Raw genomic sequence first — 23252 nt, 5'->3', positions numbered from 1 at the left:
CGGCGCGGCAAGAGCCTGCTGGCGGCCGGCGTCATCGGCGTGGAAGGCAAGTTCGCGCGCGGCGACGTGGTGGCGCTGCTCGGGCCGGAGGGGCCGATCGGCCGTGGCCTGGCCGGCTATGACGCCGAGGACGCCCGCTCGATCATGGGCTTGCGTTATGACGACCAGGGTGATGTGCTCGGCTATGTGCCGCGCGCGGCGTTGGTGCACGCGGATCATCTGGTATTGGTGTGATGGACATGACTGACGAACAGACGCCCGAATCGATCATTGGTGCGATGGCTCGCGCGGCCCGCGCTGCGCTGCCGGTGCTGGCGGCGGCGCCGACGGCCACCAAGGCGCGCGCCATCAATGCGGCCGCCGCGCAGATCCGGGACCGCGCCGACGAGATTCTCGCCGCCAATGCCGAGGACATGGCGGCGGGCCGCGACAAGGGGCTGACCGCGGCGCTGCTCGACCGGCTGGCGCTTGATGCCAAGCGCGTCGAGGGGCTGGCGGCGGGGCTGGAGACCGTGGCCGGGCTGCCCGACCCGGTCGGCGAGGAGATTCGCCACTGGACGACGCCCAACGGGCTGGCGTTCACCCGCGTGCGGGTGCCGCTCGGCGTCATCGGCATCATCTATGAGAGCCGGCCCGGGGTGACGGCCGATGCGGCGGCCTTGTGCCTGATGTCCGGCAATGCCTGCCTTTTGCGCGGCGGCAGCGAGGCGGCGCGGTCCAACACCGTGCTGCTCGATTGCATGGCCGAGGGGCTGGAGATGGCCGGGCTGCCGCGCGCCGCCGTGCAGATGGTGCCGGCCGGCGACCGCGCGCTGGTCGGCGCGATGCTGGGCGCGCATGGGCTGATCGACATCATCGTGCCGCGTGGCGGCAAGGGGCTGGTGGCGCGCGTGCAGGCCGATGCGCGGGTGCCGGTGCTGGCGCATCTGGATGGCATCAACCATGTCTATGTCGATGCCGCCGCCGACCCCGAGAAGGCGGTGGCGATCGTCCGGAATTCCAAGCTGCGGCGCACCGCCGTGTGCGGGGCGATGGAGACGCTGGTGCTCGACCGGGCGCTGCCTGAGGCGACGGCGCGGGCCGTGCTCGGCGCGTTGGCGGATGGCGGCTGCGAACTGCGCGGCGATGCGGCGGCGCGGGCGCTGGAGCCGCGCGCGGTTGCCGTGCAGCCGGCTGATTATGACACCGAATGGCTCGATGCCATCGCCTCGGTGGTGACGGTCGACGGGATCGAGGGGGCGGTCGCCCATGTCCAGGCGCACAGCTCGGGCCATACCGACAGCATCGTCACCGAGGATGGCGGCGTGGCGGGGCGGTTCCTCGGCGCCATTGACAGCGCCATTGTGCTGCACAATGCCTCGACGCAGTTTGCCGATGGCGGCGAGTTCGGCTTCGGCGCCGAGATCGGCATCGCCACCGGGCGGCTGCATGCGCGGGGCCCTGTCGCGCTGGAAGGCCTGACCACTTACAAGACCCTGGTGCGCGGGACAGGCCAGGTGCGGCCCTGATTCGCTTTGGCGGGCGTCGGATCGGGCTGCTCGGCGGCTCGTTCAATCCGGCGCATGCCGGGCACCGGCACATCAGCCTCGAGGCGATGCGGATCCTGCGGCTCGACGAGGTGTGGTGGCTGGTGTCGCCGCAGAATCCGCTGAAGTCCGGCGAGGGCATGGCGGCGCTGGCGGCGCGGCTGGCGTCGGCGGAGGCGGTGGCGCGGCATCCGCGCATCCGCCCGACGACGATCGAGCAGGCGCTCGGCACCCGCTATGCGGTCGACACCGTGGCGGCGCTGCAGCGGTCGCAGCCGGGCGCGCGGTTCATCTGGCTGATGGGCGCCGATATCCTGCCCGAGCTGCACCGCTGGCGGCGCTGGCGGCGCTTCGCCCGGCTGCTGCCGATCGCCGTGCTGGCGCGACCGCGGTTCATGGGGCCGGCGCTTGCCTCCCCGGCGATGGGCTGGCTGCGGCGCTGGCGGCGGCCGCGGGCCCAGGCGGCGCGCTGGACAGACTGGCAATCACCCGCCATCGTCATTCTCGAAATTCGGCAGACGCCTTTGTCCGCAACGGCCCTTCGCGCTGCCGATCCGGACTGGTATCGTCGCTTCGGCGCCCGCCGCCAGTCCTTCTCTCACGCCTCCCATGGGGATCCTGTCACTTGACGATTGAAACCACACCAACGCCCAAGCGGGCCCCTCGCCCGAAGAAACCGCGCATCGGCACAGCGCCCGACCGGGTCGACGAGCTGCTGGCGATGGTGCTGGCGAGCCTGGAGGATGACCAGGCGATCGAAGTGGTGACCATCGCGCTGGCCGGCAAGTCGACGATGGCCGACCATATGGTGATCGCCTCGGGCCGCTCGGGCCGGCAGGTGGCATCGATGGCCAACAAGATCGCCGACCGGGTGAAGGCCGATTTCGGCCGCTCGGTGCGCATGCAGGGGCTGCAGACGGCCGACTGGGTGCTGATCGACATCGGTGACATCATCGTCCATCTGTTCCGCCCCGAGGTCCGGCAATTCTATGCGCTCGAGAAGATGTGGAGCATGGAGCCCGAGGCGACCGCGCGGATGACGCCGGACAAGGCGCCGCCGCGCCCGGCCTGAGCCGGATGAAGCTGCATATCCTCGCCCGGGGCCGGATCGGGCGCGGGCCGGAGGCCGAGCTGGTGGCGCGCTATGCGAAGCGGCTGCGCGGGGTGCTGACGGTCACCGAACTGGGCGAACAGGCTGGCTGGCCGGAGGCGCCGGCTTCGTGCCGGACAATCGTGCTCGATGAACGCGGGCGCGACCTGTCCTCGGCGCAGCTCGCCGAATCGCTGGGGCGCTGGCGGGATGCTGGCATCCGCGAGGTGCGGCTGCTGCTCGGCGCGGCGGACGGCCACGAGCCGGCGATGCGCGACGGGGCCGACCTGGTCTGGGCGCTCGGCCGGGCCACCTGGCCGCATCTGCTCGCCCGCGCCATGCTCGCTGAGCAGCTGTATCGGGCGATGACGATATTGGAGGGGCACCCCTATCATCGTGAGTGAAGGGGTTTCTTCCGCTGCCCGGCTGTGCCATCAGGCCGGCATGATCGATGCAGAATGGTGGGATTACGACGACGCGGACGAGTTCGCCGAGGCTGTGGCCGGCGATGTCGCGTTCCTTATCGAACAGGCGCTGGAGGCGCGCGGCCGGGCCTTTGTGGCGTTGCCGGGCGGCGAGACGCCGAAGCGGGCGCTTCAGCTGCTGTCCGAGCGCAAGCTCGAATGGGCCGATGTGACCATCGTGCCGACCGACGAGCGGCTGGTGCCGCCGACCGACCCGCGCTCGAACGTCGGCATGCTGGCGCGGCTGTTCCTTCCGAAGAAGGCGCGGGTGGTGCCGCTGGCCGCCGGCGAGACCGATCCGGTGATGGCCGGCCGCGCTGCCGACGAACGGCTGGCGGCGCTCGACTGGCCGCTCGACCTGGCGCTGCTCGGCATGGGCGAGGACGGCCATGTCGCCAGCATCTTCCCCGGCCCCGACTATGATGCGGCGCTGAATGGTCCCAATGCCCGCAAGGCGATCGGTGTGCGGCCCGAGCCGATGCCCGAAGCAATGCCGGTGCCGCGCGTCACGCTGACCAAGGCGGCGCTGGTCTCGGCGCGCGTGGTGACGCTGATGCTGACCGGCCAGGCCAAGCGCAAGATGTTGGAGAAGGCGCTGAAAGACGGGGCATCGAGCCAGATGCCGGTCGGCCGGCTGCTCGCCGATCTCGAGATGGACATCGATATCCACTGGGCTTCCTGAAGCCCTATCGATCAGCCGCCGTAGAGCTTGTCCAGACGGGGGCCATAGACCTGCTTGAGGACATGGCGGCGGATCTTGATCGACGGGGTCAGTTGCTGGTTTTCGGTCGAGAACGGTTCGTCGGCGATGATCACCCGGCGGACCTTTTCGACGACCGATAGCCGCGCATTGACCCGGTCGACGGCGGCCATGATGGCGCGGTGGAATTCCGGCTCATGCGCCAGCTTCCTGATGTCGGCCGGCATGCCCTGCTCGCGGGCCCAGCCCAGCGCCCATTCAGTCTCGGGCACCACCACCGCCACCAGATAGGGCCGCTTGTCGCCATAGACCATCGCCTGGGCGATCTCGTCCTGCAGCGTCAACATGCCCTCGACGCGCTGGGGCGCGACATTGTCGCCCTTGTCGTTGACGATGATGTCCTTCTTGCGGTCGGTGATGACGAGATGGCCGTCGGCGTCGATATGGCCGATGTCGCCGGTCAGCAGCCAGCCGTCCTGCAGCACCCGGTGGCTCTCGGCATCGTTCATCCAATAGCCGTCCATCACCAGTTCGCCGCGTACCCGGATTTCGCTGTCGGGGGCGATCCGGACTTCCACCTTGTCGAGCGGCGGGCCGACGCTGTGCATCTTGATGCGGGCGCGCGGGCGGTTGCAACTGATCACCGGGCCGGCCTCGGTCTGGCCATAGCCCTGCAGGATGGTGATACCGATCGAGGCGAAGAATACCCCGACCTCGGGGTTGAGCGGGGCGCCGCCGGCGACGAGGCCCTTGAGGCGGCCGCCGAATTTCGCCTGGACCTTCTTGCGAATGGTCCGATCGAGCAGCGGGTCGAGGCCGCGCTCGAAGAGACTGAGCGGTTCATTGCGCGCCCGCTTGCGGCCTAGCCGCAACGCCTGATTGAGAAGGGTAACAGCGACCCCGCCCTGCTTCTCGATGCCCTTGGCGATCCGGGTCCGCAGCACCTCGAACAGCCGCGGCACCACGACCATGAAGGTCGGCTGTGTTTCCTCGATGTTGGCGGCGAGCTTCTCGAGGCTTTCGGCATACCAGATCTCGCCGCCCATGCCGATCGGCATGAACTGGCCGGCGGTATGCTCATAGGCGTGGCTGAGCGGCAGGAAAGACAGGAAGCGCTCGCGATAGGCGGTGGCCACGAAATCCTGCTCGATGACGGTGATGGCGCCGGCAATGTTGCGCAGGATGGCGCCGTGGTGCTGGCGGACGCCGCGCGGGCTGCCGCCGGTGCCGCTGGTATAGACGATGCAGGCCAGGTCGTCGCGTTCGGCGGTGGCGCGAGCGGCGAGCGTGGCGCGGTCCACCGACACCATGCCGGCGCGGGCGGCGATGATCGCATGCCATTGATATTCGGCCAGCTCGCCGGCCTGGGCATGCTTCAGCGGCTCGATGCCGATGACGATCCGGCAGGCGCTGGTTTCGGCCACCGCCGGTAGCAGCGCGGCGGCGAGCTTCTGGTTGGAGACAATGACCGCGCGGGCGCCGGAATTGTTGAGGATATGGGCATGGTCGGCGCTGGTGTTGGTGACATAGGCCGGCACGGTGATGGCGCCGGCGCCCATGATGGCGAGATCGGCGAGGCACCATTCGGGACGGTTCTCGGAGACCAGCACCACCCGGTCACCGGCCTTGATGCCGAGATCGAGCAGCGCCGCCGACAGGCTGGCCACGGTGTCGCGGGCCTCGGCCCAGCTGGTTTCCTGCCACTGGCCGTCGCGCTTGGCAGCCAGCATGGTCAGCGGTCCGCGTTCCTCGGCCCAGTCCAGGAAAAGCCGCACCAGATTGGGGCAGGCATCCGCCCGTGCCGCACAGGGCGCTGGCGGCAAAGGCGCAGGGGGCAGGAACTTGCGGATTGCGTTCATTCGACCTCCCCGGCTGTTGACCGCCACCGCCATTCTTAGCCGGCCGCTGCCGACGGGCCAATGCTCAATAGCCGGCGACCATGCCTTCGCTGCGCGGATCGGCCGCACCGGCCCAGCCGCTGCCGACGCGCGCCACGCCATTGGCCTTCAGCGGCAGGGCGCCGGGCACCGGTTTGTGGCCAAGCGCCTCGAGGGCAGGGGCCATGGCTTCGAGCGCCGTGCCCTTTTCGATCGACAGCCGCTCGCCGATGGCGACGAGCTGCGGCGCGGCGATCGCCTAGTCGAGCGTGGCGATCAGCGTCTTGGCGACCTGGGCGATGATCGTGCTGCCGCCGGCCGCGCCCAGCGACACGACCACCCGGCCCTGCCGGTCATAGACGATCGTCGGGCTCATCGACGAGCGCGGGCGCTTGCCCGGCGACACCGCGTTGGCGGTGAGCGCGCCCTGGTCCTCGGGGGCGAAGTTGAAATCGGTCAGCTCGTTGTTGAGCACCATGCCGGCGGCGACAATGCCCGAGCCGAACGACCGCTCTACCGTGGAGGTGTAGGTCGCCACCGAGCCATCGGCAGCGGCCACCGCGAAATGCGAGGTGCCGGCGACTTCATTGTCATTGGCGGCCTGGCGTTCGGGCGCCCCGGCGGGCAGGCCGGGCTCGGCCTGCGCCAGCCGGGCGTCGTCCCGGATCAGTGCCGAACGGCGGGCGATATAGTCCCGGCTGATCAGCCCCGCCACCGGCACGCCGACAAAGGCCGGATCGCCGAGCCATTTGTCCCGATCGGCATAGGCCAGCCGCTGGCTTTCGGCGAACAGGTGCCAGGCCTGCGGGCTGTCCGGCCCCAGCGCCTTCAGATCGAAGCGTTCGAGCTGGCCGAGCATCTGCAGCACGCCGACCGCGCCCGACGACGGCGGCCCCATGCCGCAGACTGTGTATTGCCGATAAGAGCCGCAGACCGGCGGTGCCACCCGGGCGCCATAGGCGGCGAGGTCGGCCATGGTCATCGCCGTTGGCGCGGCCTCGGCGGTGCTGACGGCACGGACCACGGCGGTGCCGACACTACCCTTGTAGAAGGCGTCGGCGCCCTGGTCGGCGAGGGTCTGCAGCGTTGCGGCGAGCGCCGGGTTGGCGAAGCGGGTCCCGGCCTTCACCGGCTGGCCGGCGGCATCGAAATACAGCGCCCGTGCCTCCGCGCTGCGGCTCAGCGCCTCGCGGCCGAAGCCGACGAACTGCGCCATGCGGTCGCTGACTTCGAAGCCCTGTGCCAGCCGGATCGCCGGTGCGAACAGCGCCGCCCAGGGCAGCCGGCCCCAGCGCTTATGGGCCTCGGCGATCAGCGCGACATTGCCGGGTACGCCGACGGCATGGCCGCCGGTCGCCGCCTCGCGGAACGGCATTGGCTGGCCGTCAGGCTTCAGATACTGGCCGGGGCGGGCGACGGCGGGGGCGGTCTCCCGCCCGTCGATGGTCAGCGCTGGGCCGCGCGGCGGCTGATAGACGAGAAAGCCGCCGCCGCCGATGCCGCTCGATTGCGGCTCGACAACGGTCAGTGCCAGCATCACGGCTGCGGCAGCGTCGGCCGCGCTGCCGCCCTGCTGCAGGATCTCGCGACCAGCCTGTGCGGCCAGCGGGTGCGCCGCCGAGGCGACGCCGGCATAGGAAGGGACTGTCGCTTGCGGTGGCGCCGTGGTGGCGCAGGCGGCGAGCAGTAGTAGCGGGGCGAGCAGGAAGCGGTGCATGGCCGGCACCATAGGCGGGGCTAGGCCCGGCTGCCAATGGCTTCGCCGACATGGGCAAAGCCGCGTTGGCGGAGCAGCGTCGCCAGGTCGCGCGCGATCCACGCCGCCAGCCCGGGGCCGTGATAGACGAGCGCTGAATAGAGCTGCACGGCCGTGGCGCCGGCTTCGATCCGTGCCAGCGCGTCCGCCGCGCTGGCGATGCCGCCGGCGGCGACCAGTGGCAGCTGCCCACCGGTGGCGCTGCGAAAGGCCTTCAGCGCCGCCATCGCCAGCGGCGCCAGCGGCGCGCCGGACAGGCCGCCGGCTTCCCCGGCGTGCGCCGAGCGCAGCGGCGGCCGGCGGATGGTGGTGTTGGCGACGATCAGCCCGTCGACTCGCCCGTCGATGGCGGCGCGGGCGATGATGTCATAGTCCGCTTCCTCCTGATCCGGGGCGAGCTTGACGAACAGCGGGCCGGTCCCCGCTGGCCGTGCTGCCTGCACCCGGCCGATCAGGTCGGCCAGTGCCGCGCCGTCCTGCAGCGCCCGCAGCCCCGGCGTGTTGGGGGACGAGATATTGATGGTAATGTAGCGAGCGTGCGCCGCGCTGGCGGCGATGCCGGTGACATAATCGGCGGTGCGGTCTTCGCTGTCCTTGTTGGCGCCGAGGTTGAAGCCGACGACGCCCGGCCTGCCGGCACGTGCCTTCAACCGCGCCACCGCCGCCGCCAGCCCCTGGTTGTTGAAGCCCATGCGGTTGATCACTGCCTCGTCCTCGACCAGCCGGAACAGCCGTGGCTTGGGGTTGCCGGCCTGCGGGCGCGGCGTCACCGATCCGCATTCGACGAAGCCGAAGCCCAGCCGCAGCATCGCGTCCGGCACCTCGGCGTCCTTGTCGAACCCCGCCGCCAGCCCGATCGGGTTGGGCAGCGCCATCCCGGCGAGGTGCGTTTCAAGGATCGGATCGGGTGCGGGGGCGGCGCTTGGCCACAGCGGCAGCGCCTTCAGCGTCATGCCATGCGCGATTTCCGGGTCGATCCGGAATATCAGCGGCTTCAACAGGGGATAGACCGGGCTCATTCACTGTCCTCTTCGCGCCCAACCATGGCCAGTGCGCGCGCCCGCTGTTGCCGCAAGGCGCACCAATGCACCAGCGCCTCCTCGCGCCCATGGGTGACCCAGAGCTCGGCCGGGCGGATCTCGGTGATGGTGGCGGTCAGTTCGTCCCAATCGGCATGGTCCGAGATGATCAGCGGCAGCTCGACGCCGCGCTGCCGGGCGCGCTGGCGCACCCGCATCCAGCCGGATGCCATGGCGGTGATCGGCTCGGGCAGCCGACGCGACCAGCGGTCGTTGAGTGCAGAGGGCGGTGCGATGACGATCTGGCCCTTCAGCGCCTCGCCCTTCAGCGTGCCCACCGGCAGCAACTCGCCAAGTTGCACACCCAACGCCTCGTAGAGCGCGAACAATCGCAGCATGGCGCCGTGCAGATAGATCGGTGCGTCATAACCGGCGGCGCGCAGCTCGGCGACGACACGCTGCGCCTTGCCGAGCGCATAGGCGCCGACCAGCACGCAGCGATCGGGGTTGGCGGCGCGGGCGGTGAGCAGCCGGTCGATCTCGCCGGTGATCGGCGGGTGACGGAATACCGGCAGGCCGAAGGTCGCCTCGGAGACGAAGATGTCGCACGTCACCGGCTCGAAGGGGGCGCAGGTCGGGTCGGCGCGGCGCTTGTAGTCCCCGCTGACCACCACCCGGCTGCCCTTGTGCTCCAGCACCACCTGTGCCGAGCCCAGCACATGGCCGGCCGGCACGAAGCGGATGCTGACATCGCCGATCCGGATGGTCTCGCCCGGCGCGGCGATCTGCGCGCCCGATTGCAGGCCGTAGCGCGTATCCATGATCGCCAGCGTCTCACGCGTCGCCAGCACTTTGCCATGGCCGCTGCGGGCATGGTCGGCATGGCCGTGCGTCACCAGCGCCCGGTCGACCGGGCGGGAGGGGTCCACCCACAGGTCGGCGGGGGGCACATAGATGCCGTGGGGGTGCGGCTCGATCCAGTCGATCATGTCCCTTCTTGCCGCATCGCATCCGGCTCGGCTAGGTTTGCCCGTGTCACAGGGAGGTTTCATGCGCATTGTTCTCGTCGCGGTCATGATCGCTGCAACCCCGGCCCTGGCCGCACCGAAGGTGACGCCGGGCCAGTGGCAGGCGGTTACGGTCATCGAAAGCGCCAGCATGCCCGGCATGCCGCCCGAGGCGCTGGCGATGATGAAGGGGCGGCCGACCACAGTCACCTATTGCCTGACGCCCGAAGAAGCCGAGGCCGATCCAAAGAAGATGCTGGCTGCCGACAAGAGCTGCACGATGAACCGCTTCCGCTTCGAGGGCGGCAGCATCGATGCCGAGCTGAGCTGCAAGACTGACCAGGGCCCGGCCGTGGTGTCGATGAAGGGCAGTTACACGCCGACCAGCTATGCGATGAGCAGCTCGATGAAGTCCGGGCCGATGACCATGGCCAGCCGGGTAACGGCAAAGCGGCTCGGCCCCTGCAAATAGACGACGTACTGCCGCCGGCGCTGGCCGGCTGGTTCGAGGCGCGTGGCTGGTCGCCGAGGCCGCACCAGCTCGAGATGCTGGCGGCCGATGCCGCCGGCAAGCATGCGCTGCTTATGGCGCCGACCGGCGCCGGCAAGACGCTGGCCGGCTTTCTGCCCAGCCTCGCGGCGCTCACCCGCGCCCCGCGCGAGGGGTTGCACACGCTCTATGTCAGCCCGTTAAAGGCGCTGGCCAGCGATGTGCAGCGCAATTTGCTGGCGCCGATCGCCGAGGCCGGGCTGGCGATCGAGGTCGATACGCGCACTGGCGACACCTCGTCCGACCGCAAGGCCCGGCAGCGGGTGCACCCGCCGCAGATCCTGCTGACGACGCCGGAAAGCCTGTCGCTGCTGTTGTCCTACCCGCAGGCCGAGACGATGTTCGCCACGCTCGAGCGGCTGGTCGTAGACGAGATCCACGCCTTCGCGGCCGGCAAGCGTGGCGACCAGCTGGCGCTGGCGATGGCACGGCTCCAGCAGCTGGCGCCCGGGCTGCGCCGCATCGGCCTGTCCGCCACCATCGCCGACCCGGCGCCGTTCCAGCGCTGGCTGGCACCGGATGTCGACGCGGCCAGCGTCCAGCTCGTCCGCTGTCCGCAGGGGGCGCCGCCTGTCATCGAGATATTGACGCCGGAGGACCGCATCCCCTGGTCCGGCCACAATGGCCGCTGGGCCGCCGCCCAGGTGATGAAGCGGATCGAGGCGGCGCGGCTGACCATCGTCTTCGTCAACACCCGTGCGCTCGCCGAGCTGCTGTTCCAGGAGCTGTGGACGCTGAACGACCAGGCGCTGCCGATCGGCATCCATCATGGCAGCCTGGCGCCAGAAGCGCGGCGCAAGGTCGAGGCGGCAATGTCGACGGGCCGGCTGCGCGCCATCGTCGCCACCGCCAGCCTCGATCTCGGCATCGACTGGGGTAATGTCGACCTCGTCATCCAGATGGGGGCGCCGAAGGGGGCGTCGCGACTGCTGCAGCGCACCGGCCGCGCCAATCACCGGCTGGAGGAAGCCAGCCGGGCGCTGATCGTGCCGGGCAACCGCTTCGAATATCTGGAGGCGGTGGCGGCGCGGGATGCGGTGGCGGCGAACGATCTCGACCAGGAGCCGTTCCGCGCCGGCAGCCTTGATGTGCTGGCGCAGCATGTCTTCGCCATGGCCTGCGCCGCGCCGATCGCGCCGGACGCGCTTTACGCCGAGGTGCGGACTGCGGCGCCCTATGCCCAGTTGTCCCGCGCCGATTTCGAGGGCGCCGTCGATGTCGTCGCCACCGGTGGCTATGCGCTACGCGCCTACGAGCGATACCGTCGCCTGATGCCGCAAGGGGACGGGACACTACGCCTTACGCATCAAAGACTTGCTGCGCAGCATAGACTGAACGCCGGCACCATTGTCGAGGCGGTAACGATGAACGTCCAATTCGGTCGTGGCGGGCGGGCCGGTGGCCGGTCGCTGGGGCAGGTGGAGGAGTGGTTCGCCGGGCAACTGCGGGTGGGAGACAGCTTCCTGTTCGCCGGCCAGGTGCTGGAAGTTACCGGATTCGCGGGTGCCGACATCCATGTGAAGATGGGGCGCGGTACGCCGTCGATCCCGAGCTACATGGGCGGGCGGATGCCGCTTGCCACCAACCTCGCGGCGCGGGTGCGGGCGCTGCTCAACACGCCGGCGCGCTGGCCCGAGATGCCCGCGGACGTGGCCGAGTGGCTGGCGATGCAGCAGTTGCGTTCGGTGCTGCCGGGCCTGGACGACCTGCTCATCGAGACCTTTCCCCGCGATGGCCGCTGGTTCATGGTCGTCTATGGTTTTGCCGGGCGCAACGCCCATCAGACGCTGGGCATGCTGCTGACCCAGCGGATGGAGGCGGCCGGCCTCGCCCCGCTCGGCTTCGTCGCCAGTGACTATGTCGTCGCCTGCTGGTCTCTCCACGAACCGAATGGCCTTGCAGCGCTGCTCAGCCCGGACATCCTCGAGGCGGAGCTGGCCGAATGGGTCGCCGCATCGCCGTTCCTGCGCCGCGCGTTCCGCGAGACGGCGATCATCGGCGGGCTGATCGAGCGGACGCTGCCGGGACAACACAAGACCGGCAAGGCGCTCAGCGTCTCGTCCGACCTGATCTATGAGGTGCTGCGCCGCCACCAGCCCGACCATCTGCTCCTTAGCGCCGCCTGGAACGACGCCCGCCACAAGCTGACCGACCTCGATCGCCTGGCCGCGCTGCTGGAAACTGCCCAGTCCCGCCTGACCCATCGGCGGCTGGCCCGTGTCAGCCCGCTCGCCGTGCCGGTGCTGCTCGATATCGGCCGCGAGTCGGTGGTCGGCGGCAGCGCGGACAGCGCGCTGCTGGCTGAAGCCGAGGCGTTGACCCGGGAAGCAATGACGCCAGACTAGAACAGCCGCCCGCCGATCGGCACGTCCTTGTCCGGGGCAATCAGCACGACGGCGCCGGCTTCGTCCGGGAAGCCCAAGGTCAGCACCTCGGAGAGGAACTTGCCGATCTGGCGCGGCGGAAAATTGACCACCGCCGCGACCAGCCGGCCGGGCAGGTACTCGCAGGCATAATGTTCGGTGATCTGGGCGCTCGACCTTTTTTGGCCGATGACCGGGCCGAAATCGATCAGCAACTTGATCGCCGGCTTGCGCGCCTCCGGGAAGGGCGTCGCGCTGACGATCCGTCCGACGCGGATATCGATGGCGAGGAACTGGTCGAAGCTGATGTTTAGCACCGGTGGTGCGGCGGGATCGGGGACGACGTGCATGGCCCAATGCTATCGCCGCATCGCTTCGTCGCCAATGGGCTTGCTGGCCGGCCATGTGCATGCGAAACAGCGATATGCCCCTTTTGTTCTCAGGCGAAACCCTGCAGCCTCTGCCTTGTGGCGCGCTGTTCTGGCCAGCGCGCGGCACCTTGCTGGTGGCTGATCTGCATCTGGAGAAAGCCAGCTATTTCGCCGCGCGCGGATGGCCGCTGCCACCCTGGGATTCGGATGCGACGCTGATCCGCTTGCAGGCGGCGCTGGACCGTACCGGCGCCCGGACCGTCATCGCGCTCGGCGACAGCTTCCATGATTCGGCCGGGCCGGCGCGGTTGCCGGCCTCGGCCCAGCTGCGGCTGGCGCAGATCGCCCGGCGCGCCGACATCCAGTGGATTACCGGTAACCATGATGCCCGGCGCGGCGACGATCTGCCCGGCACCATGCACAATGAGATCATGCTCGGCCCGCTGGTGCTGCGCCACGAGGCCGAGCCCGGCGACGCGCGGCCCGAGCTGTCCGGCCATTTCCACCCCAAACTGACGGTGCGCATGAAGGGTCGGGCGATCCGCCGCCGCTGCTTTGCGCTGGGCGCGACCAAGCTGGTCCTGCCTGCCTATGGCAGCCTCGCCGGCGGCCTCGACATCAACAGCCCGGCCTTCGCTGCCGCCATCCCCGGTCCGCTGGTGGCGCTGGTCTGCGAGGGCGAACGGCTGCTGCGCTTCCCCGTCACCGCCTGCGCCGCTTGAGAAATACCGACCCGCCCCATTTACGAACGCACAGACCCAACTAAAGGGGTCTGGGGCCAAGGCCCCAGCCGCCGGAGGCCCCTTCCTTGTTGAAAAGACACGCACGCGTCCTCTCCGCCAGCCTTGCTGGCACTGCGGTCGAATTCTACGATTTCTACATTTACGCCACTGCCGCCGCGCTGGTCTTCGGCCCGCTGTTCTTTCCGGCCGAGAGCGAATCGGCGCAGTTGCTGGCCGCCTACGCGAGCTTTGCCGTCGCCTTCATCGCCCGGCCTATAGGCGCACTGGCATTCGGCCATTTCGGCGACCGTATCGGCCGCAAGAGCACGCTGGTCGCGTCGCTGCTGATCATGGGGCTGAGCACCTTCTTCATTGCCTTCCTGCCCACCCATGCCGCCATCGGCTGGGCGGCGCCGCTGCTGCTGTGCGTGCTGCGCTTCGGCCAGGGGTTCGGATTGGGCGGAGAATGGGGCGGGGCGGCGCTGCTGGCGGTGGAGAATGCACCGCCAGGGTGGCGCGGCCGTTTCGGCATGTTCCCGCAGTTTGGGGCGCCGCTGGGCTTTCTTGCCGCCAATGGCCTGTTCCTCGGGCTGGGACTGTGGTTGAGCGACATCGAGTTCCAGGCTTGGGGCTGGCGACTGCCGTTCCTGGCCTCGATCCTGCTGGTGGCGATCGGCCTGTGGGTGCGGCTGCGGCTGGTGGAGACCCCAGCCTTTGCCGAGGCGATGGCCGAGGCGCCGCCTGCCAAGGTACCGCTAGTCGAACTACTGCGCCATCATTTCGGGCGGACGGTGATGGGCGTGTTCGGCGTCGTCGCCTGTTTCGCGCTTTTCTACATTTCCACCGCCTTCGCGCTCGGCCATGCGACGACGGCAATGGGCTATGCTCGCGAAACGGTGCTGATGGTGCAATTGGGCGCCATTCTGTTCCTGGCGCTGGGCATCGGCCTGTCGGGCTGGCTCTCGGACCGCTTCAGCCCTCGCGCGGTGCTGATCGGCGGCTGCGTGGCCGGGATGGCGGCGGGGCTGGCGATGGCGCCGCTGCTCGGGCTGGGGCTGGGCGGGTTGGCGCTGTTTCTCTGCCTGGCGTTGCTCGCCATGGGCTTTGTCTATGGCCCACTCGGCGCCTGGCTGCCGGGTCTGTTCCCGGCGCGGGTGCGGTATACGGGCGCCAGCCTTGCCTTCAATGCTGGCGGCATCATCGGCGGCGGGCTGACGCCGGTGGTCGCACAGGCACTGGTCGGCAGCTATGGGCTAGTCGCCGTCGGCTTGTGGGTGGCCGGCGCCTGCGGCGCGTCGCTGTTGGCACTGCTGCTGTTCGCGCGCGACTAAGCGCGCGACGAAACAGGATTCAGGCGGCGGCCTCGACTCGGTGCAGCGCGCACTGGCCCCAGATGTCCGACAGCGCTTTCACCAGTCGGTCGATGTCATCGTCCGAATGCACGGGCGACGGCGTGATGCGCAGCCGCTCGGTGCCCACCGGCACGGTCGGGTAGTTGATCGGCTGCACATAGATGCCGTGGTGCTCCATCAGCCAGTCCGAGATCATCTTGGCCTTTTTGGCATCACCGACCATCACCGGAATGATGTGGCTGGGGTTTTCCAGCTGCGGAATGCCCATGCCGCGCAGTGCCGAGCGCACCTTGGCGACGCGCTCCTGTTGACGCTTGCGCTCGAAAGGGCTGGCCTTGAGGTGCTTGACCGAGGCCAGCGCGCCGGCGGCGATCGCCGGGGGCAGGGCGGTGGTGAAGATGAAGCCCGAGGCAAAGCTGCGGACGAAATCGCATAGCGCCTTGGAGGCTGCGATATAGCCGCCGACCACGCCGTAAGCCTTGGCCAGCGTGCCCTCAATGACCGTCAGCCGGTCCATCAGCCCTTCGCGCTCGGCAACGCCGCCGCCGCGCGGGCCGTACATGCCGACCGCATGGACTTCGTCGATATAGGTCATCGCGCCGTGCTTCTCGGCGACCTCGATGATCTCCTTGATCGGGGCGATGTCGCCGTCCATCGAATAGACGCTCTCGAACGCCACCAGCTTGGGCCGGCCGGGCTCGATCCCGGACAGCAGCCGGTCGAGATCCTCGGGGTCATTGTGCTTGAAGCGCAGGCATTCGGCGCGGCTGTGGCGGATGCCCTCGATCATCGAGGCATGATTAAGCGCGTCCGACAGCACGACGCAATTGGGCAGCCGAGAGGCCAGCGTCGACAGCGCCGCCCAGTTGGAGACATAGCCCGAGGTGAACAGCAGCGCGTCTTCCTTGCCGTGCAGATCAGCCAATTCGCGCTCGAGTTCGCGGTGGACATGCATGGTACCCGAGATATTGCGCGTGCCGCCAGCACCGGCGCCGGACCGATCGAGCTCCTCGTGCATCGCGCGCACCACTTCTGGATGCTGGCCCATGCCGAGATAATCGTTGGAGCACCAGACGGTCACGTCCTGGGTACCGTCTTCAAGATAGCGGGTAGCCTTTGGATAGGCGCCATTGTGCCGCTGAAGCTCAGCGAACACCCGGTAATTTCCCTTCTCTTTCAGGCCATCAAGGGCGGCCTGAAAGTGCGCCTCATAATCCATGGTCTTCTCCTGCCCCACTTATTGCCGTGCCGCCTCGAAGGCTGCAAGTGTTGATGATTGCTCTATTGTCGCGGCTTGTAATTGACGTTGCGCAGTTTTCTGCTCGCGCCGGCGCATCGCCCAGCGGAACATCGCCGTGTCCTGCCAGGGCACGACCAGAAATCCATGCTCGAGGAACGCCAGCACGACGAGTGCAAAGGCCAGCGCATAGCCGGTCTGCAGTCCATCGGGCGCCGCCAGCGCCAGCGTGCCCAGCCAGGCCGCGATTGCGGCGATACCGGCCAGGCTGGCGACGAAGAACCAGCGCACCGGGGCGACGCGGAAATAGCTGGCCAGATAGCGCATATGGTCCGGCATCATTTCGAGTGACAGGTGCGGCACGCCGGCGAAGACGTTGAACTTCGCCGACAGCCGCATGACGAACAGCAAGATGAAGGTCAGCGTTGCCGTCTGGTTCGGCTGGCCCCAGGTGGCGGCCATCAGCACCAGTGCCGTGGCGAAGATAGCCACCTCATGATGGATCAGCGTCGCCGCCGCCAAGCGGAAGCGCCGCCAGCCGCGGGCGTCCTGCGGGCAGGGCGCCCGATTGGGGCCGGTGACGAAGCCCATCAGGAAGCTCATCTCGTGCCAGCCCCAGAGGATCAGCGCACAGACAAAGGCCACATAGGCGGCTACGGCACCGGTCTCGCCAGCGGTGAAGATGATGCCGCCCATGGCGAAGCCGCTGAGCACGGTGGCGCCGATGATGCTGATCGGCCAGGTGTGGCTCGGCAACCGGTCAAGCCACAGCACCAGCCCCGTGGACAGGAACCACAGCACGGTCGCAAACAGCAGCGGAAGGACGAGTGCAGACATCGGCGACGGCGGCTACCAGGCGGGTTGCAGACGGATGGTGGCGGGCAGATCCTGCCGCGCGACCGGCTGCAGATAGAGCTGGACGAACGTCGCCGCGGCCTTGAGCGACAGGCCGGTCCGCTTCAGCTTCGACCACAGGCCGGGATGTTCGCGGGTGACGTCGATGGTCGCGGAGATCGTCCGCATCTCCTCTAGAAGCGCCCGGAAGCGCGGCGCATCGGCGTCGATCGCTACCGGGAAGACCTGACGGGTGATCTCGGTGGTGATGCGGAACACGGTGAAGTCGTAGTCTGTGATGTCGATCCCCAGCGCCTTGTGCAGGACCGGGCGGTTGTGATCGCGGACGTACATGGTGGCGTAGACGGCAACCAGGAAAAAACGGATCCACAATTTGTTAAGGCCGGTCAGCAGCTTGGGATCGGAGCGCATCAGCAGCGCGAACGCTTCGCCATGACGGAACTCGTCGTTGCACCATTCCTCGAACCATTTGAAGATTGGGTGGAAGCGCCGCTCCGGGTTGCGCGCGAGGTGGCGGTAGATGGTAATATAGCGCGCATAACCGATCTTTTCGGACAGGTACGTGGCGTAATAGATGAACTTCGGTTTGAAATAAGTGTATTTTTTGGCCTTTGTCAGGAAGCCGAGATCGATACCGATGCCGGCATCCTTGAGGCTGTCGTTGATGAAGCCGGCATGGCGGCTTTCGTCGCGGGCCATCAGCCGGAACAGGGCCTTGGCGTCCGGGTTCTTCACGCGCTTGGCGATCTCGGCATAGAGGATGCAGCCCGAGAATTCGGATGTCATCGACGAGACCAGGAAGTCGGTGAACTCACGGCGCAGCTCAGGCTCGAGGCTTTCGATGACGCCGTCGAATTCGGGCGTGCGCTTGAAGTGGCGCTTGTTCGGGTCGGCGGTCATTTCGGCGATCAGCGCGTCCCATTCGGCGCGCACCGGCGACACGTCGATCCGGTCCATTGCGTCGAAATCGGTGGTGTAGAAACGCGGCGACAGCACCGTCTCCTGGGTCGCCATGGCGACGGTGTCAGCCTTGGTCAGCGTGTCCGGGGCGATGGGAGCGTGAGCGTTCACCGGGCTTTCTCCGACGTGAAGGTGATTTCGTACAATTCCGTAAGTTCGAGGCTGGCGCGGAGCTTGACCCACAGCCGTTCGATCAGGCCGGCGCGACGAACCGTTGCCGTCCGACGCAAGGTCAGCGCGCCGCCGAACGGCAGCGTCACCGGCGCGCCGTGCACCTGCACATGGTCGCCCGGCCCCAGCACGATATCGCCGTCCAGCTCGACATGGGCATGCAGGGCATCGGCGGTGTGCGACACCGCGATGGTGCATCCCGTCTCGAAACTGGGGCCGGCGAACAAGGCCATCAGGCCGGGTCCTTCGCTTCCGCCGGCGCCACGGTGGCGCGCAGGTCGGGCAGGTTGTTGGGCACGGGCGGCAGCCGGCCATCGAGGATGGCGGCAAAGGCGCGGCGGTTGTCCGGCCCGAAGCTGCCCAGCTCGATGATCCGACCGGTCGACACATCGGTCAGCGTCAGCGCGCCATCGGCCCATTCGGTCACCCTCACCGGCGCGCTGCGTTCGGTTTCCTTCAGCATCCGCTCGCGCATCAGGCCGCGCATGACACCACGGATGAAACCACTGTTGGTGCCAGGCTCCAGCACAACGACCTCGGCATCGGTGCCGGCATCGCGGATCACCAGCGCGCCATCCTTGCGGTCGGCGAAGCGGAACAGGCGCTCCTTCGTCACGGCTACATGATTCTGCGCGCGGATCTCGGGGGTGGTCGGCCGCCCTTCCACCAGACCGGCGCGGACGCTGAATACGGCAATCAGCGCAATGCCGATCAGCCCGCCAGCGCCATAGAGCGCGCCAACCGGAAATTTCTCGTTGTGAAACCCGCTCATGCCGCCGCGACCATGCCGGGGGAGACCGCCGAGGCCGGCGATTCGACAGTGGTGCGCGCCGGATCGGCGCTGGCCAGCGCTTCTGACAAGGTCGGCACGAACGAGTCAGGCAGGGCCCGCAGCATCGGCTGCGGCGACGCGACCTTCCAGGGCCGTACATGCGGCCAGGCCTGCAGCCAGCCGAGCGGGAAGCGCTCGGTCGGCCGCAGCACGATGTCGACATGGCCGTTGCCGACCGGGCGGATATCGGCCGCCCCGATCTTGGCCAGCGGCAGGTTCACGCATTTCGGCACGGCGGCGCCGAAGCGCATGACGATGCGCTTGTTGGTCAGCGTATAGACCGTCGACCGCGATCCGGCCCAGGCCAGCAGTCCCAGCAGCCCCAGGCCGAGTGCTGCAACGATCAGCGTGATCGCCGCGCCCAGCACGCCTGTGCCGCCGGCAACAAAGGCAAGACTCGCCACGAAAAGGAACCATAGCGCCACCAGCCGCGTGTGAAACACGCTGCGGGCAAATGTCTGCCAGTCGGGCGTGCCCTGCCAGACGATATGCTCGCCCTTTGGCAGGTTGCCCGGCAGGCCGCGGATCGGCTCGATTTCGTATTCAACTGTCACAGAAACGGCTCCGACCGCTCAGCCGTCGCCCAAAGATAGCCGGCGCCGAAATAGGCCTGAACCTTCTCTTCCTCGAGCAGCGTGATCTGGTCCGGCGATCGCAGCTGCGGCGAGCCGGAGAACTGCGCGGCGGTGATCGCATCGACATGGACTTCACGCGCCTTCACCCGTGCCATCGGCATCGGCAGCGTGGCGGTGCCGCCATCGGTCAGCGCCACGTCGAGATAGCGGATCAGATGCTCGGCGCGGTCGACCCAGATGTCACGGACGGTGCCGGCGACCTTGCCGTCGAGCGCCACGACCGGCAGGCCGCGCGGATCGGTGTCGCGGCCCTCGATCGTCATATGACCATCGACTCGCAGCGGAACGATGCGCGGCCGGCCGAACATGTCGATATCGGGACGGTCGGCGCGGGGCGCATAGGCGGCCGGCCCGATGCCGGACGACAGCTTGTCGCCGATCACGTCGAGCGGCTCACCGGACCAGGCGCGGGGTGCAACATTGGTCGGCATCGGATCGCGGTAGCCGTCGGGGAGCGAACGGGTGCCCTGGCCGTGCGGGAGCTGGAACGTCTTGGGCTTCATCACATCGTCGTTCATCCGGCCGAGTTCGCGACGGGCCTGGCCGGTCAGATCGTCTTCCAGCGGAAAGCCTTCCCGCCGGCTCTCGCGGTTGAGATACCAGACCAAGCAGAGGAAGAAGCCGAAGAACAAGTAAAGGGTCAGTTCGGCAATATCGAGGCCGCCTACCAGATGAACGTTGGACATTTGCATTCTCCCCCTCAGGTTGGGAATTCGGTGAGGCCAAAACGGGCGCGGGATGGAGCATTCATGGTCCGCCGCGCCAGCGGGCCAAGCGCAATCAGGGTGCCGAACAATAGCGCAATTTCGAGGTGCCAGACCATAGTATAACCAGTGGCCTGGCTGGTCAGCCCTGCGCCGAGTTTTCCAGCCATTGCAAGGTTGCCGATGCCGTCCCGGATAGCGCCAGAGAGCAGGATGCCAAGCCCCGCCGCGGAGGCCTGGACCGCGCCCCAGGCGCCCAACGCGATCCCGGAACGGCCGTTTTCAGCCAGCGCCATCGCGGAGGTCAACGTGCAGACCGCGAACAGCCCGTTACCGAAGCCGATGCCCATCGCACCGATGCCGAACAGTGTCGTCGATCCGATCGGCGCCGAGAAGATCACGGCGGCAAAGGCAAACAGGCCGGCAAAGACGCCAGCCCCTGCCAGCCGTGCCGGATCGCCACCATTGGCCAGCCGCCGCGCCGCGATCATCAGCCCCAGCAATGTGCCGGCCGAAGACAGCGCCGTCAGCCCGGTGGTCTCGCCCACGGTCATCCCTAGCACCTGGCCGCCATAGGGCTCGAGCAGGATATCCTGCATGCCGAAGCCGGCGGCGCCAAGGCCGACGGCGATCAGTAGCCGGCGCGTCGGACCCGTGGCCATCAGGTCGGACCAGCGGGCGCTGAAATCGGGCGCGTCGGCCGGCGGGCGGTAGCCACCGGGAATGCGTGCCTCCTGTTTCCACATGGCGATCACATTGAGGATGACGGTGACTACAGCCGTGCCCTGCACCACCTCGACCAGCCGGGTCTCGGAAAAGTCGCGCAGCGCCTGGCCGATCACCACCGAGCCGATGAACATGCCGACCAGCAGCATCACATAGAGCAGCGACACGACGCGCGGGCGCACCTTCGCCGGCGCCAGATCATTGGCCAGCGCCAGTCCGGCGGTCTGGGTGACTGCCACGCCGGCGCCGACCATCAGAAAGGCCAGCGCGCCGAAGATGTTGCCCGATTTCGGCCCGTAGACGCCGTCACCAGTCATCACCAGCAAGGCGAAGGGCATGATCGCCAGCCCTGCGAACTGCAGCATAGTGCCCGCCCAGATATAGGGCACGCGCTTCCAGCCCAGGAACGACGCATGATTGTCCGACTTGTGGCCGACCAGCGCTCGCACCGGCGCAAACAGCAACGGCAGCGCCACCAGCACCGACACCCAGGTCGCGGCGATATCGAGTTCGACGATCATGATCCGGTTGAGCGTGGCGTTGAGCAGCACCATGGCGATGCCGACCGAAACCTGGAACAAGGACAGTCGCAGGATGCGCGAGAGCGGCAGTTCGACTGTCGCCGCATCGGCAAAGGGCAGGAACTCGGTGCCCATCCGCGCCCAGAAGCGCGCGCCACCCTTGATCGGCGGGGTATCGGCGCTCATCGGCGGAGCACCTCCTGGGCATGGCTGGTATAGAAGCCGCGTGCTACCCGCGCGTCACGTCCGAGGCTGACGCCGGGCACACGGCTGAGATTGGCCTTCAGATGGCCATGGCCGACCGGCACGATGCTCGGCGACCGGTCCGATTTCGGGAAGAACTGGCCGACGGCCCGGGCCGTGCGCAGCAGCGGCGTCCCCGGCGCGAAGGTGAAAACCATCGAATGCCGGGCGCGGGTGGCCAGCCGCGCCGTCGCATCGGCGATCTGGTCGGCTTCATAATGAATAAGCACATCCATCGAGACGATATGGTCGAACTCGCCCAGGGCTGGATCGAGCATGTCGCCGGCGATCAGCCGGATGCGGCCGCGGACATCGTCGGGCAGTCGTTCAGTGCCGATCGCCACCAGCTGCGGCGAGACATCGACACCCACCACCTCGGCACCCCGCCGCGCCGCCTCGATCGCCAGCATGCCGGTGCCGCAGCCGGCATCGAGGATACGCCGCCCGGTCATGTCCTGCGGTAGCCAGGACAGCAGCAATGAACGCATTTCCTCACGGCCGGCGCGCACGGTCGCGCGGATCTTGCTGACCGGCGCATCGGAAGTCATTGCCGCCCACGCCGCAAAGGCCGTGCGGTCGAAATAGGTTTCCAGCCGCGCGCGCTTGTTCTCCCAGCCCGGCTGCAGCGCCGGCTGGTCGTCCACCGTGGCAATTGCCACGGGCCGCGTCGAGGCCAGCGCCCGGCTCATTCGAAGCCCAGGAACTCGAAGATCTCGCGGTCCTTCATCGGCCGCGCGTCGCAAGGCGGACCGCCGACCCAGAGCTGGGCCGCCAGCCGCTTGTATTCGTCGCGCACTGCATTGACCTCGGCTGTGTCTTCCATCTCGAAGATCGTGCACTTCTTCAGCCGCGAGCGGCGTATGGCGTCGAGATCGGGGAAATGCGCCAGCCGGTCGAGCCCCGTGGCGGCGGCAAAGCGGTCGATTTCGTCGGTCGCCGCCGAGCGGTTGGCGATGACGCCGGCCACCCGCACCTCGTAATTCTTCGCCTTGGCGTTGATCGCTGCCATGATCCGGTTTGCAGCAAAGATACTGTCGAAGTCGTTGGCCGCCACCACCACGGCACGCTCGGCATGCTGGAGCGGCGCTGCAAAGCCGCCGCAGACGACATCGCCGAGCACGTCGAAGATCACCACGTCGGTTTCTTCGAGCAGGTGATGCTGCTTGAGCAGCTTGACCGTCTGGCCCACAACATAGCCGCCGCAACCGGTGCCGGCCGGGGGGCCACCGGCCTCAACGCACATCACGCCGTTGAAGCCCTCGAACATGTAATCTTCAGGCCGCAGCTCCTCATGGTGGAAGTCCACGGTCTCCAGCACATCGATGACCGTCGGCATCAGCTTCTTGGTCAGCGTGAAGGTGCTGTCATGCTTGGGGTCGCAGCCGATCTGCAGCACCCGCTTGCCGAGCAGCGAGAATGCCGCCGACAAGTTGGACGACGTCGTCGATTTGCCGATGCCGCCCTTGCCATAGACGGCGAATACCTTGGCATTGCCAATCCGGTCACGCGGGTCGAGCTTGACCTGAAGGCTGCCTTCGCCATCGGGACGGGTCTTTTCGATCACGGCCATA

General features: G+C 68.0%; 26 protein-coding genes. 10 read left to right on the top strand and 16 right to left on the bottom strand.

Annotated elements, in window-relative coordinates:
• The 6 genes from ACTIFJ_RS06670 to pgl form a co-directional block, all read left to right on the top strand.
• A partial coding sequence (locus ACTIFJ_RS06670; RefSeq protein WP_439533315.1) for a PUA domain-containing protein occupies positions 1–234 on the top strand: 234 nt, incomplete at its 5' end.
• 5 nt (positions 235–239) lie between these two features.
• Entirely contained in the window at positions 240–1508 is a 1269-nt protein-coding gene (locus ACTIFJ_RS06665) for a glutamate-5-semialdehyde dehydrogenase (RefSeq protein ID WP_439533314.1), read from the top strand.
• The gene (locus ACTIFJ_RS06660; RefSeq protein WP_439533318.1) at positions 1508–2155 is read left to right on the top strand and encodes a nicotinate-nucleotide adenylyltransferase; all 648 of its coding nucleotides are present in this window, start codon (positions 1508–1510) and stop codon (positions 2153–2155) included. Before ACTIFJ_RS06665 ends, ACTIFJ_RS06660 begins: the two co-directional genes overlap by 1 nt.
• 92 nt (positions 2156–2247) lie before the next feature.
• Entirely contained in the window at positions 2248–2598 is a 351-nt protein-coding gene (gene rsfS, locus ACTIFJ_RS06655) for a ribosome silencing factor (protein ID WP_439533317.1), read from the top strand.
• Positions 2599–2603: 5 nt separating this feature from the next.
• Positions 2604–3020: a 23S rRNA (pseudouridine(1915)-N(3))-methyltransferase RlmH gene (locus tag ACTIFJ_RS06650; RefSeq protein ID WP_439533313.1), complete on the top strand. Its 417-nt coding sequence runs from the start codon at positions 2604–2606 to the stop codon at positions 3018–3020.
• Between the two features lie 40 nt (positions 3021–3060).
• On the top strand, positions 3061–3762 hold the full coding sequence (gene pgl / locus ACTIFJ_RS06645; protein ID WP_439533312.1) for a 6-phosphogluconolactonase: 702 nt from the start codon (positions 3061–3063) through the stop codon (positions 3760–3762).
• A gap of 11 nt (positions 3763–3773) precedes the next feature.
• Here the strand turns inward: pgl and ACTIFJ_RS06640 are convergent, their stop codons facing one another.
• The 5 genes from ACTIFJ_RS06640 to ACTIFJ_RS06620 all read right to left on the bottom strand — a co-directional run bounded on the left by ACTIFJ_RS06640 (position 3774) and on the right by ACTIFJ_RS06620 (position 9421).
• A complete protein-coding gene (locus ACTIFJ_RS06640; RefSeq protein ID WP_439533311.1) occupies positions 3774–5639 on the bottom strand; it encodes an AMP-dependent synthetase/ligase in 1866 nt (621 codons plus the stop codon).
• A 64-nt stretch (positions 5640–5703) separates the two neighbouring features.
• A complete protein-coding gene (locus tag ACTIFJ_RS06635; RefSeq protein ID WP_439533310.1) occupies positions 5704–5844 on the bottom strand; it encodes a hypothetical protein in 141 nt (46 codons plus the stop codon).
• Positions 5845–5916: 72 nt separating this feature from the next.
• Positions 5917–7374: a gamma-glutamyltransferase gene (gene ggt, locus ACTIFJ_RS06630; RefSeq protein WP_439533309.1), complete on the bottom strand. Its 1458-nt coding sequence runs from the start codon at positions 7372–7374 to the stop codon at positions 5917–5919.
• A 20-nt stretch (positions 7375–7394) separates the two neighbouring features.
• Complete coding sequence (locus ACTIFJ_RS06625; protein ID WP_439533308.1) at positions 7395–8432, bottom strand: quinone-dependent dihydroorotate dehydrogenase; 1038 nt, start codon at positions 8430–8432, stop codon at positions 7395–7397.
• The gene (locus tag ACTIFJ_RS06620; RefSeq protein WP_439533307.1) at positions 8429–9421 is read right to left on the bottom strand and encodes a ligase-associated DNA damage response exonuclease; all 993 of its coding nucleotides are present in this window, start codon (positions 9419–9421) and stop codon (positions 8429–8431) included. The genes ACTIFJ_RS06625 and ACTIFJ_RS06620 overlap by 4 nt, the downstream gene beginning before the upstream one ends.
• 61 nt (positions 9422–9482) lie before the next feature.
• Here ACTIFJ_RS06620 and ACTIFJ_RS06615 point away from each other — a divergent pair, with 61 nt between their 5' ends.
• The gene (locus tag ACTIFJ_RS06615; protein ID WP_439533306.1) at positions 9483–9911 is read left to right on the top strand and encodes a DUF3617 domain-containing protein; all 429 of its coding nucleotides are present in this window, start codon (positions 9483–9485) and stop codon (positions 9909–9911) included.
• Positions 9908–12334, top strand: coding sequence for a ligase-associated DNA damage response DEXH box helicase (locus tag ACTIFJ_RS06610; RefSeq protein ID WP_439533316.1), 2427 nt, complete (start codon positions 9908–9910; stop codon positions 12332–12334). Before ACTIFJ_RS06615 ends, ACTIFJ_RS06610 begins: the two co-directional genes overlap by 4 nt.
• On the opposite strand, the gene ACTIFJ_RS06605 is transcribed toward ACTIFJ_RS06610, so the two are convergent.
• Complete coding sequence (locus ACTIFJ_RS06605; RefSeq protein WP_439533305.1) at positions 12331–12702, bottom strand: tRNA-binding protein; 372 nt, start codon at positions 12700–12702, stop codon at positions 12331–12333. The genes ACTIFJ_RS06610 and ACTIFJ_RS06605 overlap by 4 nt on opposite strands.
• A 74-nt stretch (positions 12703–12776) precedes the next feature.
• Here ACTIFJ_RS06605 and pdeM point away from each other — a divergent pair, with 74 nt between their 5' ends.
• Positions 12777–13445, top strand: a complete 669-nt coding sequence (pdeM, locus tag ACTIFJ_RS06600) for a ligase-associated DNA damage response endonuclease PdeM (protein ID WP_439533304.1) — start codon at positions 12777–12779, stop codon at positions 13443–13445.
• An 86-nt stretch (positions 13446–13531) separates the two neighbouring features.
• Positions 13532–14776 (top strand): MFS transporter, encoded by a 1245-nt coding sequence (locus tag ACTIFJ_RS06595; RefSeq protein ID WP_439533303.1) that lies wholly within the window; start codon positions 13532–13534, stop codon positions 14774–14776.
• A gap of 19 nt (positions 14777–14795) precedes the next feature.
• Here ACTIFJ_RS06595 and hemA read toward each other — a convergent pair whose 3' ends face one another.
• From hemA to bchL, 10 genes are read right to left on the bottom strand one after another with little or no spacing between them, the layout of a single operon-like run.
• Positions 14796–16016, bottom strand: a complete 1221-nt coding sequence (gene hemA, locus ACTIFJ_RS06590; protein ID WP_439533302.1) for a 5-aminolevulinate synthase — start codon at positions 16014–16016, stop codon at positions 14796–14798.
• Positions 16017–16034: 18 nt separating this feature from the next.
• Positions 16035–16871, bottom strand: a complete 837-nt coding sequence (gene puhE, locus ACTIFJ_RS06585) for a putative photosynthetic complex assembly protein PuhE (RefSeq protein WP_439533301.1) — start codon at positions 16869–16871, stop codon at positions 16035–16037.
• Between the two features lie 12 nt (positions 16872–16883).
• A complete protein-coding gene (gene acsF, locus ACTIFJ_RS06580) occupies positions 16884–17960 on the bottom strand; it encodes a magnesium-protoporphyrin IX monomethyl ester (oxidative) cyclase (protein ID WP_439533300.1) in 1077 nt (358 codons plus the stop codon).
• On the bottom strand, positions 17957–18253 hold the full coding sequence (locus tag ACTIFJ_RS06575; RefSeq protein ID WP_439533299.1) for a hypothetical protein: 297 nt from the start codon (positions 18251–18253) through the stop codon (positions 17957–17959). The genes acsF and ACTIFJ_RS06575 overlap by 4 nt, the downstream gene beginning before the upstream one ends.
• Entirely contained in the window at positions 18253–18792 is a 540-nt protein-coding gene (gene puhC, locus ACTIFJ_RS06570; protein ID WP_439533298.1) for a photosynthetic complex assembly protein PuhC, read from the bottom strand. Before puhC ends, ACTIFJ_RS06575 begins: the two co-directional genes overlap by 1 nt.
• On the bottom strand, positions 18789–19406 hold the full coding sequence (gene puhB, locus ACTIFJ_RS06565; protein ID WP_439533297.1) for a photosynthetic complex putative assembly protein PuhB: 618 nt from the start codon (positions 19404–19406) through the stop codon (positions 18789–18791). Before puhB ends, puhC begins: the two co-directional genes overlap by 4 nt.
• The gene (gene puhA, locus ACTIFJ_RS06560) at positions 19403–20173 is read right to left on the bottom strand and encodes a photosynthetic reaction center subunit H (RefSeq protein WP_439533296.1); all 771 of its coding nucleotides are present in this window, start codon (positions 20171–20173) and stop codon (positions 19403–19405) included. Before puhA ends, puhB begins: the two co-directional genes overlap by 4 nt.
• Positions 20174–20187: 14 nt before the next feature.
• Positions 20188–21624 (bottom strand): BCD family MFS transporter, encoded by a 1437-nt coding sequence (locus tag ACTIFJ_RS06555; protein WP_439533295.1) that lies wholly within the window; start codon positions 21622–21624, stop codon positions 20188–20190.
• Positions 21621–22370, bottom strand: coding sequence for a magnesium protoporphyrin IX methyltransferase (bchM, locus tag ACTIFJ_RS06550; RefSeq protein ID WP_439533294.1), 750 nt, complete (start codon positions 22368–22370; stop codon positions 21621–21623). Before bchM ends, ACTIFJ_RS06555 begins: the two co-directional genes overlap by 4 nt.
• Positions 22367–23251 (bottom strand): ferredoxin:protochlorophyllide reductase (ATP-dependent) iron-sulfur ATP-binding protein, encoded by an 885-nt coding sequence (gene bchL, locus ACTIFJ_RS06545; protein WP_439533293.1) that lies wholly within the window; start codon positions 23249–23251, stop codon positions 22367–22369. Before bchL ends, bchM begins: the two co-directional genes overlap by 4 nt.
• Position 23252: the final 1 nt, after the last annotated feature.

This window comes from Polymorphobacter sp. (assembly GCF_051860865.1).
Lineage (GTDB): Bacteria > Pseudomonadota > Alphaproteobacteria > Sphingomonadales > Sphingomonadaceae > Sandarakinorhabdus.
This window is presented reverse-complemented; position numbering and strand designations above follow the sequence as displayed.

What these genes read in the sequence shown, in the direction of transcription:
- ACTIFJ_RS06665 (WP_439533314.1), top strand. Translation starts at nt 240, where the DNA reads ATGACTGACGAACAGACGCCCGAATCGATCATTGGTGCGATGGCTCGC.
- rsfS (WP_439533317.1), top strand. Translation starts at nt 2,248, where the DNA reads ATGGTGCTGGCGAGCCTGGAGGATGACCAGGCGATCGAAGTGGTGACC.
- ACTIFJ_RS06650 (WP_439533313.1), top strand. Translation starts at nt 2,604, where the DNA reads ATGAAGCTGCATATCCTCGCCCGGGGCCGGATCGGGCGCGGGCCGGAG.
- pgl (WP_439533312.1), top strand. Translation starts at nt 3,061, where the DNA reads ATGATCGATGCAGAATGGTGGGATTACGACGACGCGGACGAGTTCGCC.
- ACTIFJ_RS06640 (WP_439533311.1), bottom strand. Translation starts at nt 5,639, where the DNA reads ATGAACGCAATCCGCAAGTTCCTGCCCCCTGCGCCTTTGCCGCCAGCG.
- ACTIFJ_RS06635 (WP_439533310.1), bottom strand. Translation starts at nt 5,844, where the DNA reads ATGGCCCCTGCCCTCGAGGCGCTTGGCCACAAACCGGTGCCCGGCGCC.
- ggt (WP_439533309.1), bottom strand. Translation starts at nt 7,374, where the DNA reads ATGCACCGCTTCCTGCTCGCCCCGCTACTACTGCTCGCCGCCTGCGCC.
- ACTIFJ_RS06625 (WP_439533308.1), bottom strand. Translation starts at nt 8,432, where the DNA reads ATGAGCCCGGTCTATCCCCTGTTGAAGCCGCTGATATTCCGGATCGAC.
- ACTIFJ_RS06620 (WP_439533307.1), bottom strand. Translation starts at nt 9,421, where the DNA reads ATGATCGACTGGATCGAGCCGCACCCCCACGGCATCTATGTGCCCCCC.
- ACTIFJ_RS06615 (WP_439533306.1), top strand. Translation starts at nt 9,483, where the DNA reads ATGCGCATTGTTCTCGTCGCGGTCATGATCGCTGCAACCCCGGCCCTG.
- ACTIFJ_RS06605 (WP_439533305.1), bottom strand. Translation starts at nt 12,702, where the DNA reads ATGCACGTCGTCCCCGATCCCGCCGCACCACCGGTGCTAAACATCAGC.
- pdeM (WP_439533304.1), top strand. Translation starts at nt 12,777, where the DNA reads ATGCCCCTTTTGTTCTCAGGCGAAACCCTGCAGCCTCTGCCTTGTGGC.
- hemA (WP_439533302.1), bottom strand. Translation starts at nt 16,016, where the DNA reads ATGGATTATGAGGCGCACTTTCAGGCCGCCCTTGATGGCCTGAAAGAG.
- puhE (WP_439533301.1), bottom strand. Translation starts at nt 16,871, where the DNA reads ATGTCTGCACTCGTCCTTCCGCTGCTGTTTGCGACCGTGCTGTGGTTC.
- ACTIFJ_RS06575 (WP_439533299.1), bottom strand. Translation starts at nt 18,253, where the DNA reads ATGGCCTTGTTCGCCGGCCCCAGTTTCGAGACGGGATGCACCATCGCG.
- puhC (WP_439533298.1), bottom strand. Translation starts at nt 18,792, where the DNA reads ATGAGCGGGTTTCACAACGAGAAATTTCCGGTTGGCGCGCTCTATGGC.
- puhA (WP_439533296.1), bottom strand. Translation starts at nt 20,173, where the DNA reads ATGTCCAACGTTCATCTGGTAGGCGGCCTCGATATTGCCGAACTGACC.
- ACTIFJ_RS06555 (WP_439533295.1), bottom strand. Translation starts at nt 21,624, where the DNA reads ATGAGCGCCGATACCCCGCCGATCAAGGGTGGCGCGCGCTTCTGGGCG.
- bchM (WP_439533294.1), bottom strand. Translation starts at nt 22,370, where the DNA reads ATGAGCCGGGCGCTGGCCTCGACGCGGCCCGTGGCAATTGCCACGGTG.
- bchL (WP_439533293.1), bottom strand. Translation starts at nt 23,251, where the DNA reads ATGGCCGTGATCGAAAAGACCCGTCCCGATGGCGAAGGCAGCCTTCAG.